Source organism: Marinimicrobium sp. C2-29, assembly GCF_038419845.1.
Taxonomy (GTDB): domain Bacteria; phylum Pseudomonadota; class Gammaproteobacteria; order Pseudomonadales; family Cellvibrionaceae; genus Marinimicrobium.
This window is the reverse complement of the sequence record NZ_JBCAQT010000019.1, coordinates 49,887-66,280: the sequence shown is the minus strand read 5'-3', so window position 1 is coordinate 66,280 and position 16,394 is coordinate 49,887. Positions and strand designations below refer to the sequence as shown.

8 protein-coding genes are annotated in these 16,394 nt (G+C 48.6%); 3 read left to right on the top strand and 5 right to left on the bottom strand.

Translation table 11 applies throughout. From position 1 onward, the window contains the following. Window positions 1-322: 322 nt before the first annotated feature. The 3 genes from AAE484_RS16315 to AAE484_RS16305 form a co-directional block, all read right to left on the bottom strand. Window positions 323-2,290, bottom strand: a complete 1,968-nt coding sequence (locus AAE484_RS16315; protein ID WP_341939496.1) for a PhoX family protein — start codon at window positions 2,288-2,290, stop codon at window positions 323-325. Window positions 2,291-2,512: 222 nt separating this feature from the next. Further along, the gene (locus tag AAE484_RS16310; RefSeq protein WP_341939495.1) at window positions 2,513-4,180 is read right to left on the bottom strand and encodes a phosphodiester glycosidase family protein; all 1,668 of its coding nucleotides are present in this window, start codon (window positions 4,178-4,180) and stop codon (window positions 2,513-2,515) included. A gap of 185 nt (window positions 4,181-4,365) precedes the next feature. Further along, window positions 4,366-7,092, bottom strand: coding sequence for a TonB-dependent receptor (locus AAE484_RS16305; RefSeq protein ID WP_341939494.1), 2,727 nt, complete (start codon window positions 7,090-7,092; stop codon window positions 4,366-4,368). A 634-nt stretch (window positions 7,093-7,726) separates the two neighbouring features. Here AAE484_RS16305 and AAE484_RS16300 point away from each other — a divergent pair. From AAE484_RS16300 to nagA, 3 genes are all read left to right on the top strand, one after another. Further along, window positions 7,727-8,752, top strand: coding sequence for a LacI family DNA-binding transcriptional regulator (locus AAE484_RS16300; protein WP_341939493.1), 1,026 nt, complete (start codon window positions 7,727-7,729; stop codon window positions 8,750-8,752). A 128-nt stretch (window positions 8,753-8,880) separates the two neighbouring features. Then, window positions 8,881-9,927 carry an SIS domain-containing protein gene (locus AAE484_RS16295; RefSeq protein WP_341939492.1) on the top strand — a complete coding sequence of 349 codons (1,047 nt, stop codon included), beginning with the start codon at window positions 8,881-8,883 and terminating at the stop codon, window positions 9,925-9,927. A gap of 14 nt (window positions 9,928-9,941) precedes the next feature. Beyond that, on the top strand, window positions 9,942-11,084 hold the full coding sequence (gene nagA, locus AAE484_RS16290; RefSeq protein ID WP_341939491.1) for an N-acetylglucosamine-6-phosphate deacetylase: 1,143 nt from the start codon (window positions 9,942-9,944) through the stop codon (window positions 11,082-11,084). A gap of 508 nt (window positions 11,085-11,592) precedes the next feature. Here the strand turns inward: nagA and AAE484_RS16285 are convergent. Together AAE484_RS16285 and AAE484_RS16280 are read right to left on the bottom strand one after the other, a co-directional pair. Beyond that, on the bottom strand, window positions 11,593-14,283 hold the full coding sequence (locus tag AAE484_RS16285; RefSeq protein WP_341939490.1) for a TonB-dependent receptor: 2,691 nt from the start codon (window positions 14,281-14,283) through the stop codon (window positions 11,593-11,595). Between the two features lie 812 nt (window positions 14,284-15,095). After that, a complete protein-coding gene (locus AAE484_RS16280; RefSeq protein ID WP_341939489.1) occupies window positions 15,096-16,394 on the bottom strand; it encodes a sugar MFS transporter in 1,299 nt (432 codons plus the stop codon).

The following is a 16,394-nucleotide window of genomic DNA, read 5'->3' as shown; positions in this document are numbered from 1 at the left end:
GCGGGCTCTGAAATAGAGTTTAACTCAATGAGCCGATGTATGGATTCAGGTTGACACATAGGGATCCTGATCTCGTCGCAATATTAAATGACCGAGTTCCATTTTATATTAGACAAGCTATAAATGAACAGTAAATGTTAGGTCAAGGCTCGAGTACTACAGATATATGGTAGGAATCGGTTCTGAGGTGATTGACCTGACAGACACCATCCGACAAACAGGTAACTGTCAGATCAAGTCTGGACTACTACACGTTATCCCTAGCACCAGTGTGAAATGCTCTGGCCTATCCGCATTGGAATACTCGCCCGCCGAATGAAAGTCAGGTTCCTATTACCTCACCATCGTCTTTGGTAATTAACACCGTGGTCGAGCGCGGGCGAGTTTGACCGTCGCTCGCCGGGTAACTGATGCCCGGATGTTGGACATTGACCCAAAGGGCCTTTCCGTCTGGCGTGGAGGTAATACCTGTTATCTCGCAGCCGGCGGGCCCGGTTAAAAAACGTTTGACCCGGCGGGTCACCGGATCTGCACACAGCAACTGGTTTGTGCCCATAGCCTCGTATGCGGATTTGTCATCCCCAAAGTCGGTTTGAATCCAAAGGCGTCCATCGGGATCGAACCAAAGGCCATCAGGACAGGCAAAAATATCGCCCTCGATATTGCCGTATCGGTGGTTGTCACGCCAGGACTTTCCCTCAGGGGGGCGTTCGCCGGCCAGTAAAAAGAGTTCCCATTTAAAGCGCACGGCGTGTGGATGACTGTCTTGTTCCTGCCAGCGCAGAATTTGTCCATATTGGTTCTGCGATCGGGGATTCGCTTCATTCAGAGGCTGGTCCGGATCCACGCCTCTATCAATATTGTTGGTTAAAGTCACGTAACCGTCCCGCGAGTATGGGTTCACGGCAACCCACTCGGGCCGATCCATGGGTGTGGCTCCCACAGCGTCAGCGGCGCTGCGCTGGTTGATCAGCACATCCGCCTGGTCACGAAAGCCGTTGGCCTCTGTCAATCCCAGCTCACCCCAGCGTAGCGGGCGCCATTCACCTGTGCCATCCTGATGGTAGACAGCCACATAGACAGTACCTTTATCCAGCAAGTCGCGGTTACTCTTCGGGTTGTTAGGATCAAATCGGCCTTCCGGCACAAACTTGTAGACGTATTCACCCCGCGAATCCTCGCCGGAGTAGAAGGCTAGGCTGCCGTCCGGGTGGTGTACGCAGGTACAGCCCTCGCGAGTGCTTCGGCCCAGAGCGGTGCGCTTGACCGGCTTGAAATCCGGGTCAAAAGGGTTTACCTCCACCACCCAGCCGAAACGGTTGGGTTCGTTTACATGGCCACCATGGGGCTGGCCGCTCTTGGGGGTTGCATCAAAGCGCGGGTCAGTGGATTCCCAGTAGCCTCTATTGCTGTGGGGGCCCGAGGAAATGCCGTAGCGGTGGTGTTCACGCCGCCTATCATAATCGGCCCTGTCGCGGTTGACGAAGTAGTTATGCCAATTTTCCTCTGCGATCAGGTAAGTGCCCCAGGGAGTCACTCCCATGGAACAGTTATTTAGCGTACCCAGCACCTCTCGACCTTCTGGATCGTCCCGGGTTTTCAAAGCATCCACACCGGCGCAAGGTCCGCTGATCGCCATTGGAGTGTAGGCGGTCAAACGGCGGTTGTAGCGTGAGGGGTAAACCCTCTGCCACTCCCCCGCGTCGTCCTTGCAGACCTCAATAATACTTAAGCCGTGGCCCGCCTGTTCCTTGCGCACTTCCTCTGGAGGACGCAGTTTGTGACCCACAGAGTCTTCTGTGATGGTCAGGCCTTGCGGGTGAATCGTCGGGTTTGTGTATTCGTGGTTGATCACCAGCAAGCCGCGCGTATCGGGCGTCTCTGGAAAGGGGAAAAAGTGCATGCCATCGTGGTTTTGACCAGCCTGAACACCCTGATCTCGCCAACTATTCCTCGCATCTGGGTCCCAATCTGGCGCGCCTTTTTCCACAGGGTCACCCCAACTGAAAAACGGGCGAGCGGTATAGCCTTCCGGCACGTCTACACGGTCGTAATGGGGATCACTCACAACCGGAACCGGTTTAAAACTAATGGCCGGGCGCGGGTTGTTTCGAAAGGTCGACTGATCATTGGAGTCATTAGAAGAACAACCTCCGAGCAGAGCGGAAGGCGCAAAAGGCCCAGCCAGCAAGCCCAGGCTGCCTTTGAGCACTCGACGACGAGACCGGCTGATCTGCTCCAGGCTTCGGTTTCCACTGAGATTTATGGATATATCGTCTATATCGGTCATGCTCTAACTCCTACATGCGCAGAACGATTGGAAGCTCTTTCCTGCGAATATTGATTTTTTCCCATGAACTTTGCTGAAGAGCTCTACTTTTCCGTGTCCAGGCGTTCCCATAACCCCGAAAGGTCCGCCGTCGATGTTGTCGTATTCTCATTCAATTTTTCGTTTATTCCGATGGCCATCCGATCGACACCCTTCACATCCATGCGGCTCACTTCAAGCATGTCACTGCAACAAAAGTACATCCCCTACCTCGCGTTCTCCGTCTTTGTCAGACGACAACCCCGTTGGCTGGCCGTCTACAATCATCATTGCCGATCCTCCACCGTCGAGGTTAATTGCCCACTCCGCCCCCAGGCTTTCCAACGCATTAGCAACCTCCGTTATTGATGCACCTGCGGTCACTCCTGGCTGACGCCCATAGATAGTTATCACGTATGCTTTCCCGTCGCCTGTAATGCCGACCGCCGTTCTAGGGTGCCGCCGTACTACCCAGGCATGGTAGAAATCTGCTCGATTCAGCTCATTAATTGCCGCACCGGCGTCTGAGGCCGCAGCCGTTCCCAAATCGTCATTTTTGTCTACATAACGATCTGTTACAGAGCCACCTACATATTCTACATCCCAGCCTTCAGGACCACGGTTTTCAACGGTCACCATCCCATTCTTCATCAGCAATGGCCCCCCATTTACGGCATACATACCGCTCCCTACTTGTACTTCCGAGTTACCAGCGATAACCTTGAAATCAAGCTCTATATTGTCACCGACGTTTGCATCAACTTCTTTTATACTGGCGCCGTTTACGCTAACCAAAAGACCGTTCTCAGGAATAGATATCTCCGTAATATCACCCAGATCGCGAGAAGCACTTACCTTGCCATCAATCACCGAGACAACCCTACCCGAAGAAAGCTCGACGGACCGACCGTAATCTCTGGTAAAAATAACCACCTCATTTTCATTCTTACAAACGAAGTCATGAACGGGTATCCCCATATCAGGATCCAGAGGACTTCCACAATTTAATACCTTTCCAGGCTCTCTGTTAATACCATGCGCCCTGTATAACGAGTTTTCTATTGTAAAATTAAGAACCGTATCTACGTTATCCATAATCTCAATTTTTGGACCACTTTCGCTCCTTAGAAATAGTGCCGGCCGACCTGAAACAGCCTCGCTAACGATTCGACCGTCGATTATGGATATTCCGGCAGGGTCACCAGGAACACCGACGCTGTCTTCCCACGCAAAGTATCCACCATTTACAGCAGCTATGGCGCCGTTATTACTTGCCACTTTTGACGTTTTCGCCAAACCTTTAACCTGGTTACCCGGTAAAGCCGATTTAAATCTATCAGAAGTTTTACTTAGGTCAACTTCCAACACACTTATCTGAAACGGACCTGTTGTTGGATGTCCACTCTCAGCCGTAAACCTAACAGATAGACCCTCGAAAATATCAGCATTCTCTTCTTTGAGTCGATTTGCATCACTTTTATACTTGAACTCACCAACCTGAACATACCCGCCAAGATCTTGCCCATCAGGTCCTTTCTCAGCGCTATACACAATGTCAGATTCATACCCTAATTGAACGTACCTCCTCTTAAGGTCCTCAAGCCTTCCTTTTGGAAGAAGCGTACTAGTTAAAGTAAAATAGTCTGACTTGGAAGGGGTGCCGCGAACAATCTGGTGAAGAATCACCCCCTCCGTGATACGTTCGCTTTCAACCTTCTGTTTTAGATTGGACTCACCTATCCTGAGATCAGGAATGTTTGTTATAGAAACTGGTTTTTCTGTCGACGCATCCTGGGAAAAGTAAATCGCTACACCTATTGCCAGAAAAATAGAGGACAGCAAAAACACTCCAGTCAACTTCTTAAAATTCATTATTAATATCTCTTCACAAAATGAGGTATGCAATCATTGAACAAGTTAAACAACAATACTTAATATATTAACAATTACTTATTGATGCAATCTGTCTAACGAATTTTGAAAGTTTTAAATCATCGCCCTACTCTAAAAAGAAGGGAGCGGCTGGTTCTTTACCCGCCCCCTCAACGTCACTAAAATTAAAATGTATAGCGAGCACCGAGAAACACACGACGACCAAGTTGCGCAGTGTCGTGCGGCAAACCACGAACAGACTCCGTCTCTAACCGCTCTTCGGTTATATTCAGCGTCTGAAACTGAAAAGTAAGATTATCTGTCACGTTGTAGTTTGCCGAGAAATCCAGCTGTCCTCGCCCGTTCTGAAAGACCGGAACACCAAATGAACCGGCGGTCGACTCGACGAAATCTTCCCGGTATGCGTAGGAAAGACGGCCATCAAATCGCCCGTTGTCATAATAGAGGATAGCGTTATAGCTGTTCTCGGACAATCCCGCGATGGAAGCGGTCTCACTAGTAGATTGCCCCTCCTCGAAAGCCGAGTCGCTATCGGTATAAGTGTAGTTGAAGATACCACCAAAGTCCGATAACGCTTCTGGCAGGAAGTCGAAACGAGACTGCGCAATAAACTCGACACCGGAGATTGTCGCTTTATCACCATTTGTGGGGAAACTAAAAACAATAGGACCTGTGACCAGCTCACCACTAACTTGGGATAAATATTGGCGATCTTCAGTCTCGCTCGTATTCACGATAAGACCATCGATATTCTTGTAAAATGCGTTGAAAGCAAGAAGACCCTCAGGCGCAAAATACCACTCTATACCAACATCCAAATTGTCGGCTGTAAAAGGTTCAAGTTGTGGGTTACCACGAGTTCCATCACCGCCACTTTCGTCAATACCACCAAAGCTCTCTGAGACACGAAGGTCATTCAGTGTTGGTCTGGTCAGAGATTTCGCATAGGACGCCCGTAGAAACAGGTCCGACTGAATCTCGTAGCGCAAGCTCATGCTGGGAAGCGCTTCGGTATAGCTATTAGAGACCTGGATTGGCGTTCCCACATCATTCGCAACCCGGAATCCCGATGACGTCTGCTCGGTGTCAACAACTCTCACACCGGCATTGAACAAAAGGTCGTCAAACTCAAAGGTGATTTCACCATAAACCGCCACCGTCTCTTCTTCACCTGAGAAGCTCTCCTGAGCTGCACGCGCTTGACGATTAATCAGAACCGACCCCGGAACCGTTAAGTCATCAATAATAACATTCTCAAGCGGGCCGGTTACAGGAGACCGGAAGCTGTCTATATTGAATCCATCCAGGAAATACTGATCCAAAACGGCGTCAGGGTTAGCAGAGATAATACGGGAGGGAAATGACGATGGAGCGCCATTTATGTCAAAGTCCTCGAACACTAACTGGTCTGCCAAGGTTGGCAGCGTACGAAGATTCGTATCAGGACTTTCGTTGTCGATCCGAACCTCGATAAATGACCGCTCCGTCTCTCTATTGGAGTATCGAGCGCCAAAATCAATACTGGTGATCGGACCGGAGGAAAACGCACGGTTAAAGTCAACTTTAGTGCTAAACTCCTCGTCCTTATCGACCGTAGGTCGAATTAGGAAAACATTAAGAAAGTATTCCTCAGCAAGATCGGGATTGGATAAGTCCTGCCCTGGAGATGAAAACTCAACGAACTGTCCGCTTAGATCGTAAGAAACCGGAAAACGTAGCAGCTGCCCAGTATCTAGATCGCCACGTGCAAAGGATAACAAAGAGGAGTCGCTAGACAGTTCCCGGCTCGAGTAGCCGACAAACGGCCGCACGGTCCAGTTGTCGTCAGGCGTATACTCAGCGAATGTCGATACCTGCATGAAGTCTTCATCTGTATCGTTGTCATTGGTGGCGACACGGTTCTGAACGTCAGTCAGCGTAGCAGAGCGTATAACACCGTCTACGATTGTGTCATCTTCGATCGCTCTAATTCCATTCTCTGGCGGGGCGTCGGCACGCGTAAACCTCCGATCACCTTCTATACGCGCCAGTATACCATCAAAGGTAATTTCAAGGTTCGAACTGGGTCGATACTGAAAACCGAGGGTCCCGCCAAGGGTTTCGCGCTGATCATTGTTTACCTCGTAGTTTATAGTAGAAGGAATCAGGCCATTGAGCTGCTCTGTCGTAGCAGTAGACCTGAGGTCGTCCGTAGCTGGCGCGGATAGCGGGCGGGCGCTAATTCCACCATTAGAACTGGTTAGGAAGCTAGTATCAGAGTAGGCTAGAGAACCGGTAACCCCAAATACGTCATCCCAGTTCTGGCTAACAACAACAGCTGCTCGCGGTCCGGTGTCATCTGCCTGCTGGGCGTACTGTCCCTGCCCAGAGACGGTCATGTTAAACCCATCACGATCAAACGCACGAGGCGTAGACAGCTCGACTGAACCTGCCAAGCCACCTTCTACATCACTTGCGTTGAACGATTTCTTAACACTTGCGTTGGTAAAAAGTTCTGAAGCCAAAATTTCAAAATTGAAGCCGCCACCCCGCGCATCATTCACCGTTCCGGTAACGCCGTTGATCTCTACTCTAGTGAAATTTGACCCTAGCCCCCGGAGGTTGATAGAGCTACCATCACCAAAGTCATTGCGGGATAACGTTACACCAGGAATTCGCTGCAGTGATTCGGAGAGGTTCAGGTCTGGAAACTTTCCCAGCTCCTCGGCGGATATGGCGTCAACGAAGCCGTTAGAGCTTCGTTTTTGTTCCAGCCCCCTTTGAATGCTTCCACGTACCCCCGTAACAACAACTTCCTCAAGACCTGGTTGCGCCTCTTGGGCGAACGAACCTTGTGACATCGTTGTCAAAAATGCCGACGCAATAGCGGTTAAAGTGCTGCTTTTTCTCATGTTTCTACTCCTGAAAGGTCAACTACATTACTGTAACTAGCTGTTTTAAGGTCATTCTTCATTACATTAATATAAAGTTATGACAACGTTGTTACTGTTCCTACTCCACCGACAAACAATCAGCGATCCAGAAAAGTCACTCCCGTAGACGATTCACGCTTCTGGACAGTAAATCATGTGTTGCCACGCATTGATCTTGGAGCAACGGAGAACAATCAGTTCTTACCTGTAGAAGCAATGTTGCTTAGTTCCGGGCCAGTCAACTCTCCTCCGACTATACCCATTTTTACCCCTCTTAGGACAACGTTGTCAATAGAATTTCCGATTTATTTTAAACTCTGTACCTGAGAGCTATTCCTAACCTTATCGCGCTTTGCCCAGCTTAGATGCAAATCGACGCTATTAGATTGGTCAGCCATTTATCCGCCCCCTGAAAACCTACACCCATGTTGCTTTCAGCCGGAGAGGACTACATAATATGCACTATAATTGTGCAATCAGATGTAGTTACCTAGAAATCTAGGCGTCGAGAACCCTCAACTGAGGAACGCCGAGATACACTATCGGCTGTTGTGCTAAACTGCCGTACCAACAGCGCCCCGCAGCAGTTTTAAGATCATTGGGAAGCCTTGCTATGAAACCGACAATCAAAGACGTAGCGAAAAGCGCTGGAGTATCTTTCAAGACAGTATCAAGAGTAATCAACAGGGAAAGCAGCGTCGGCGAAGAAATACAAGGCAAAGTCTGGAAGGCCATAAAGGAGCTCAACTACCAACCTAACCTTTCAGCCAGGGGGCTTCGAGGGTCGTCATCGTCTATAGGGTTCATCTACGACAACCCCAACAGCAATTATGTAATCGAAATGCAACGGGGCATCCTCAAAGAGTGTCATAATCAAGGTTACGAGCTGGTCATACACCCCTGCGATGCAAAGGCCCCGGGTTTGATTAGCGAAATCTTTAACATGGTAGACCGAAGCAGAGTGGGCGGTTTGGTACTGACCCCCCCCATTTCTGAAATACCTGAAGTGCTCGATGCGCTGAGAGAACGCAATATTCGCTTTGTACGCATACTATCTGGTTCACAGGCTCCGGATAACAGGTCGCCCTGCGTTTTCGTAGATGACCGCACAGCTGCTTACCGGATTACACAGTATTTAATTGATTTGGGACACAGGGATATAGCCTTCTTAAGTGGGGACGAAGAACACAAGTCCAGCTCAGAGCGGCTTGCAGGCTTCAAAAGTGCCCTTAAAGACAACCAGATCAAGGCCAACAACCGCCTCATCCTAAAAGGCGAATTTTCCTTCGAGTCTGGGGTTAAGCGCACTCGCCAGCTTTTGGCCCGCTCATCAAGACCCACGGCCATTTTCGCCTGTAACGATGAGATAGCAGCCGGTACCCTATTTGCCGCAAGGCTCCACGGTTTAGACGTTCCCCGTGACCTTTCTATCGTCGGCTTCGAAGACAGCCCTTTTTCGCGTCAAGCTTGGCCAAACCTGACCACAGCCCAACAACCCAACACAGAAATTGCATGCACTGCCACTCGCTTACTGACCGAACAGATTCGGAGAAAAAAGGGTGAGAAAGCTTCAGAGAGCGAAGGTTACTACCCCCAACTGATAGTACGCGACTCCACTTGCCCTCCGGCAGCCCCCTAAAAACTGGCTTTACATATCCAACTATTACGTGCAAAATGGCTCGAATGACAACGTTGTCTTTCGTTTAGCGGTCGGCGAATCCCCATATACCTTTCCATGGGGCTTGGCGGCCATGAAGAGGAAACCTTATGAACACCCCGTTTTTACCTCAGCCGGAACAAACTAGGATGTATATTGAGGCCTCCGAGGCGGCCAATGTGGTTAAATACCAACTTAGATCTAATTCTGAGATAGTACGAGACGCTGCGGAGCGGATACGAGCCTTCGCCCCCCAATTTGTAATCACCTGCGCTCGCGGCAGCTCCGATCACGCCGCCACTTACGCCAAATACCTGATTGAAACACAGTTGGGCCTTTTTACCTGCTCCGCCGCTCCCTCTATAGGGTCAGTTTACCAGCGCCCCCAAAAATACGACGGGGCGCTTTACATTGCGATTTCTCAGTCAGGAAAAAGTCCGGATTTACTGGCCAATGTTCAACGTGCTAAGGAGGGTGGCGCTCTAACTCTCGCTATTGTTAATGTCGCCGACTCACCTCTTGCAAACCTGGCCGACCTGGTCGTACCCCTGCAGGCTGGAGAGGAGTTGAGCATTGCCGCCACGAAATCCTATATTGCGAGTCTGTCAGCAATACTCCACATCGTCTCACACTGGTCCGACGATCTAAACCTAAAGGCTATTCTAGACACCCTACCCGAAAACCTCGCCAAATCCTGGGAGCTCGACTGGTCTAGTGCGGTAACGGCTTTACGGCTAGCAAAAAACCTGTTTGTCATCGGGCGTGGTTTGGGCCTCGGTATAGCCCAGGAAGCGGCGCTAAAACTGAAAGAGACCTGCGGTTTGCACGCGGAGGCTTTTAGCGCAGCTGAGGTAAAACATGGCCCTATGGCAATCGTCGGTCGAGATTTCCCGGTATTGGTTATTTCGCAGCGAGATGAGACTCGGGAGGGCACTGAAGAGTTAGTGCGCGCATTTCGTGAACGCGGCGCTCGTGTCTTGGTTGCCGATGAAACTGTCGATACAGACCAGCTTCTCGTCGTCCACCATAGCCACCCAGTGATCGCACCCATACTAGCCATACAATCATTTTATCGAATGGCGAATGCATTGGCGATTGCTCGTGGATATCACCCAGATCAACCGCCGCACCTGAATAAAGTCACTGAAACTGTCTAACTTTGAGACTACGTATGAAACAAGCGCTCTTTAATGCTCCCATTTTCACCGGTGATAAATGGTTAGAGCATAAAACTTTGCTCATTGATGAAGGCCGCATAATAGATATAGTGCAAACCAAAGAAACTCCCGGAGGATTCGAACCCATCGATTTAAGCGGTAGCCGATTAATACCGGGACTAATTGATACACAAGTCAATGGTGGCGGCGGTGTACTGTTCAACGATTCCCCGACAGTGGAAAGTCTACGAACGATTGGGGAAGCCCATAGGCGATACGGCACAACGGGGTTCTTACCCACCTTGATCAGTGATGACCTATCCGTTGTTGAAAAAGCCATTGCGGCGGTCCATCAGGCCATTGAACAACGGGTGCCTGGAGTCTTGGGAATTCACCTTGAGGGACCCTTTTTAAACCCAGAACGAAAGGGGGTCCATGATCAGGCGAAATTCCAGCGCCTCACTGTCGAAGCGGTAGACTTGATCAGCTCTCTAAAAAACGGGTTTACTCTCGTGACGCTCGCCCCAGAGAGGACTACTCCAGAAATGATCCGTGAACTATGCTCCCGGGGTGTGCTCGTTTCGGCTGGGCATACAGCCGCTAGCTACGAACAAACACGCCTCGCACTAAAGTCGGGGGTGAGAAGTTTCACCCACCTTTTCAACGCCATGACACCCATGAGCGGTCGGGAGCCAGGTGTTGTAGGAGCCGCGCTCGAGGACATCAATAGTTGGTGTGGTCTCATCGTCGATGGACATCATGTACATGCAGCGACGGCGAAGGTGGCCATTGCTGCGAAAGCAAAGGGGAAAGTGTTATTGGTAACCGATGCCATGCCGACTGTAGGGTCAAGCAACAAGCAATTTTTCCTTAGAGGTGAAGTGATCAGGGCGGTCCAGGGACGCTGCGCTACGTCCGACGGTACGTTGGCGGGGTCAGACCTAGACATGCTGAGTGCCGTAAGAAATTGTGTAGAAAAGTTATCATTGCCGCTTGAGGAAGCACTAAGAATGGCGAGCCTCTACCCATCCCAGATGCTCAACCTAGAAAGCCAAGTTGGACAGCTGGCTCCGGGGTTTCGTGCCAATGTAGTCGCTATCGACCAGAGGCTAAATGCTCAGCATAGCTGGATTGAGGGAAGACACTATAGGCATTAACAGCAGGATCTATTAGATAAACTTGGCTGAATATACATAGATTATTAAACGGACCAATAATTCCGGGCACTATTTAAGGTGGTAATCTATCAGGCTGTAACAGGTACTCAATGAAAAATGGCGATGAGGTATGTTTTCAAAAGAACTCGGTTTTAAAGCACTTCAGTAGGTCATCCGCTAATGCTAACCCATTCTCTGAACGTTGGTGAACCAACTATTACGTTCTACCACAATTATTCCTTATTCCAATATACCCTTTTCGCTCTTACTCCCCGTAGAGTTCGCTAATACTTTCTTAAAATTACCCATAACGCTTACTCTAGGTTATTCACCATTTTCTAATTTGGTTACTGATCGACTACCATCTTAAGAAATGAAGAGGGAGATATTGCACAAAGTATGGATCACAAAAGGCCGATTGGTCAGTTCCGAACTTTAAAATAGACGTAGGTACATAATATATCCAACGTATCGGAGTCAAAAGTATTGACTCCGATACAAAGTTGGCTTAGAAGCTATATCGCGCCCCAAAGAGAACACGACGATCTAGATCATTAACGCCATATGGAAGAAACAAGGAGGTTGCCTGGTTTATCAACTGCTCATTAGCCAAGTTGAGTGCCTGGAACTGAAGCTGGAAGTTGTCCGTTACTCGGTAGTTTGCAGAGACATCAAGCTGACCATAGTCGTCAATAAATCTCGACACACCGAAGTCATCGCTAAATTGAGCCAGAAAGCGCTCTCGCCACGCATAAGAGACTCGAACGTCAAAGGTACCGTCGTCATAGTAAACTGACGTGTTGTAACTGGACTTAGACAACCCAGGAAGACCTGTGCTTCGGACATCGTCTTCGGCATTGAAATCAGCAGAACTGTCAGCATAGGTGTAGTTGAACAGGAAGCCGAAATTTTCGGCCCAATCACCCAGAACTCCTAGTGGCTGCTGGTAGGCAAGCTCCAAACCTTTAATTTCTGCAGACGCACCGTTTTCAAAGGTATTGAAGACAATCGGACCCTCAACAATAACCCCGTCTGCTTGACGAGGGAACGAGCGAACCTCAGTAAAACTCGCAGTGTCGATCAACCCGCCAATGTCTTTATAGAAAAGTAAACCCGAAAGAAGAGCTTCATCAGCAAAATACCATTCCACGCCAAAATCAAAGTTGTCAGCGGTAAACGGCTCCAGGTTGGGGTTACCTTTCTGCCCAGTGCCACCACCCTCGTCAATACCTGCTACCGTTTCGGACGGCGCCAAGCTTGAGAGATTTGGCCGGGTCAAAGTTTTAGAGTACGCTGATCGAATGACGACCTCATCAGTAAGGTCGTATTTGAAATTGGCACTTGGCAGGTATTCCCTGTAGCTGTTGCTAACGCTTATGGGGATAATCTGCTCAGTTGGTTGAAAGATGTTGGCTACTCGGTTACCGCTGGATGTTTGTTCAGTATCAGCCAGCCTCAAACCTACATTGAACTGCGCGCGATCAAACTCGAAATTGGCTTGAACATAGGCATTAAATGTCTTTTCATCAACAGACCAGGACTGGGATGCACCAAACCCTGGCAATGGCCGAATAAAAGTGCCGTTTACTGCATTTCCATTGGGGTAGTAGACTTCTCGGATTAGATCCGGATCTGCGCTCAACTGTTGACTGGGTGCATTCGCGCCGTCGACTTCAAATGGCAGTAAGGTCGCAACTGACGATAGATCTGGAACGGTTCTAAGGTCGTCAACATTCCGCTGAAGACGCTCCTGCGTTTGAATGCGAGTTTTCTCACGATCAGCATAGCGAAAACCGAACTGAACAGATGTGAGTCCACGTGAGTTATAAAATCGCTCAAAGTCTAGCTTTGTCGATACTTCAGAGTCCTCGTCCACGGACGGCCTAAGGATAAATACATTGAACAGGAAGTCCTCAGGAGAACTCATGAAGTCAGTAGTCGTCGAAGAAAAATCTACGAAATCGCCCCTCAAATCGTAGGATACCACACCCGGATCAAAGCCATCTTCATCAGCAAGTCGAAACGAGTAAAGGTCGAATTTCCGATCAGCCTTCCGATTCGAATATCCGATAAACGGGCTAATCTTCCAATCTTCGTTTGGCTCCCAGTCAGCTTTTGCACTGAACTGTCCAAAATCTTCCTCAGTCTCCAGGTAGTTGGTTCCGACGCGTTGTTGGACGCCTGTGAAACTACCAGATGTTGCAATCCTGTTTTCAACCGTAATGTCTTCTACTGGCCCTGGATTTTCGATTGGCATGTCGTTCCGGTTAGCAACTCGCTCGCTACTAAGGTTAGCGTATATGGCGTCGACAGTGACTTCTAGCTCGGATGAAGGTTGGTATTGTAGGGTTAAGGTACTACCTAATGTTTCTTTTTCTTCCAGAAAGTTGTAGTAACGAGTGCCATTGGGGATGTAAGCATCACTGGTTCCTCGACCCACGACTGACGCGGGACGCCAAACGCCGGCCTCGGCGGTGTCAGACCTAGAATTCTTATCGGCGTACGCCAGCGAAAAGGAGACACCAAAAACATCGTCAATATTCTTTGATACTAAAAATGATGCACGTGGATCAGTTTCTCCGGTGACATCGCTGTAGTTTCCCTGTACCGATGCCGTCGCTTCAGTGCCCTTATAGCTCAACGGTTTAGGTGTTTCCAGAGATACGACGCCTGCCATCCCGCCTTCAACCTGACTCGCGCTTGGTGACTTGCTGATTTTGACGTTACTGAAAAGCTCTGCTGCGAGTAACTCGAAGTCGAAGCCACGCTCTCCCGAACTGGTGCCAAATCGGCCTCCAGAACCGTTACCGGTACCAGACATACCGTTGATTTCTACCCTCGTGAACTGCGGGCCTAAACCTCGAAGGTTGATTGTCTGGCCTTCACCATTAACATTTCGATTAAGCGTAACACCAGGGATGCGCTGCAACGACTCTGAGATATTCAAATCGGGAAACTTGCCCAAATCTTCTGCCGATATTGCATCTGTGACGCCAATTGAACTGCGCTTCTGTTCCAATGCACGATTCAGGCTCCCGCGTATGCCTGTCACGACGATACTTTCGAGCTGAGGCGCAGCTGTTGAGTCAGAGCTTTCGGACTGTTGCGCAGTCGCTGAATTGGCAGCTGAGAGCGATAACGCCATCGCTAACGCCAACGTGGACTTTTTGTGATGGATGAAATTCAATCCAGTGTTCATAGTGTCCCCTTAGAATAACTTTAAAGTGCATAGTGGTTTCATGTTTTTTCAATTTTCTAGGTTTGTTATCAACAGGTTCTATTGATAACTTCTTAGTATCGTTCCTAGTCTTTCTTTCTTCCTCACGCACATGCTTCATGTAAAAAAGCGTACTTGCAGATGATTTTATACTCCGATTGGGACAACGTTGTCAATAAGTGGAAATATCGAGTTGCTTTTTCGGTTTGTATTTTTAATAATCTTTAGTTATAACGATTTTGTGGTTCAAGTCGACGGTTTAAATTACTCTGTTTTTTCAGAGACTTACTGCTCATTTCATTCAACATGAGCTTCCGTTTCTTCACTTGATCTCTACAATCATTGATGGAAAATACGTATTTGGATGAATAATAAGATCACTCTTCAAGTTCTTAGTCCCATACGGGAGAAGTGGGTCTGTGGAATTGATCTGGATATCACTCGCTAGATCGATCAAAAACTTTTTTAAAATAGACTGTTATATAATTCCAATACATTTTTATTTTTGATAGAAACCTAGAGATTATTAGGAAAGTTGTCAGAAATATTTGCTGATACAGTATTTAAAAATGTACTAAATGATTTTTCACACTTCGTCTCGATAAAGGGCAATGCACTAGCAATCAAAGCATAATCGAGAATAGGGTCACATGATTTACATTAAAGGCTTCGCCTTCAACGAGGTGTGGCAGAAATACAATGGTGCAAGCACCGAGTTATCTGCTGACAGAAGAAAGCTATAAAAAAGGCCGGCAGTGCCGACCAAGCGGAGGAAGAAACTTATGGATCTGTCGCTACCATTTTCGAAGTTTATGCCCTTTTACTGCGTAAAAAAGTATATAAAGGTAACAAGGTATCATTACCCAGTAGGCTGACTGATTACTCGTGGTTTCGGCAAAATGGCCATATATTAGCGGTATTACAGCACCTCCAGCGATACCCATAATTAGTAATGCCGACCCCACACTGGTATGTTTCCCCAAGTCCGTAAGGGACAGCGGCCAAATGGCCGGCCAACATAGTGCATTTGCCAAGCCAAGCAGCGCTAGAAACGTGACCGTGTCAGGGACAGTCTGAATTCCCGACCAGCCAAAAAGAACTGTTGATATTGCATGGCTTTCCACAGAACCGAACAATACTCCCAAAGTAAATACGCCACCACACACGGCAGAGCCAACGAGCGCTTTTGCCTGACTCAAGTAACGGGGAATACACACCACGCCAATTAGATACCCGACAACCATAAATGTCATAGTGTAGGCGGTTAGGGACCCAAAATTAGGGACATCCATTCTTCTTCCATAAAGCCCGATAGTGTCGCCCGCAATCACTTCCACACCAACGTACATAAAAAGCGCGATAGAACCGAGAATAGCCTGGGGATGACGAAGAATGCCCCACTTGTCTGCCGCTGCTTCATCATCCTCCGCATCCACATCTAGCTCCGGGAGTGATGAGAAGTGAACAAATAGCATCAGGGCTAAAAGTGCGCCCGCCATATATAAGTAGGGCACTACTAGACGATTGGATAGCTCTGCCAGCCGTGCCTCACGCTCACCTGAGCTGAGCGACATCAGTACCTTTTCATCAAACTGATCCATTCCCGTTAACACCCAAAGCGTAAAAACTACAGGCGCTACTACCCCGGCACCTTTATTGAGGAGCCCCATTATGCTCATACGCATTGCGGCGCTCTCACGAGGACCAACACAGACGATGTAAGGGTTAGCAGCAGTTTGCAGCAAGGTCAACCCAGTACCAAGCATGAATAACGCCACCAAAAATACGCCATAGTTACTGGTCTGTGCGGCAGGAATAAACGTTAATGATCCTGCCACCATTACGCCTAGTCCTATTACCATCCCAGCTTTATACCCTGTACGCTGTAATATAAATGCGGCAGGCAAGGCCATCACCGTGTAGGCAATATAGAAAGCAAAGGTGACAAATAGCGACTGAAATTCATTGAGTTCGCAGACAATTTGCAGGAAAGGGATCAGGGCTCCGTTCAGCCAGGTGACAAAACCGAACACAAAGAACAAAACCCCAATTATAGTCATGGGAACCAAGGTGCTGGATGTGCGTTGCTGCAT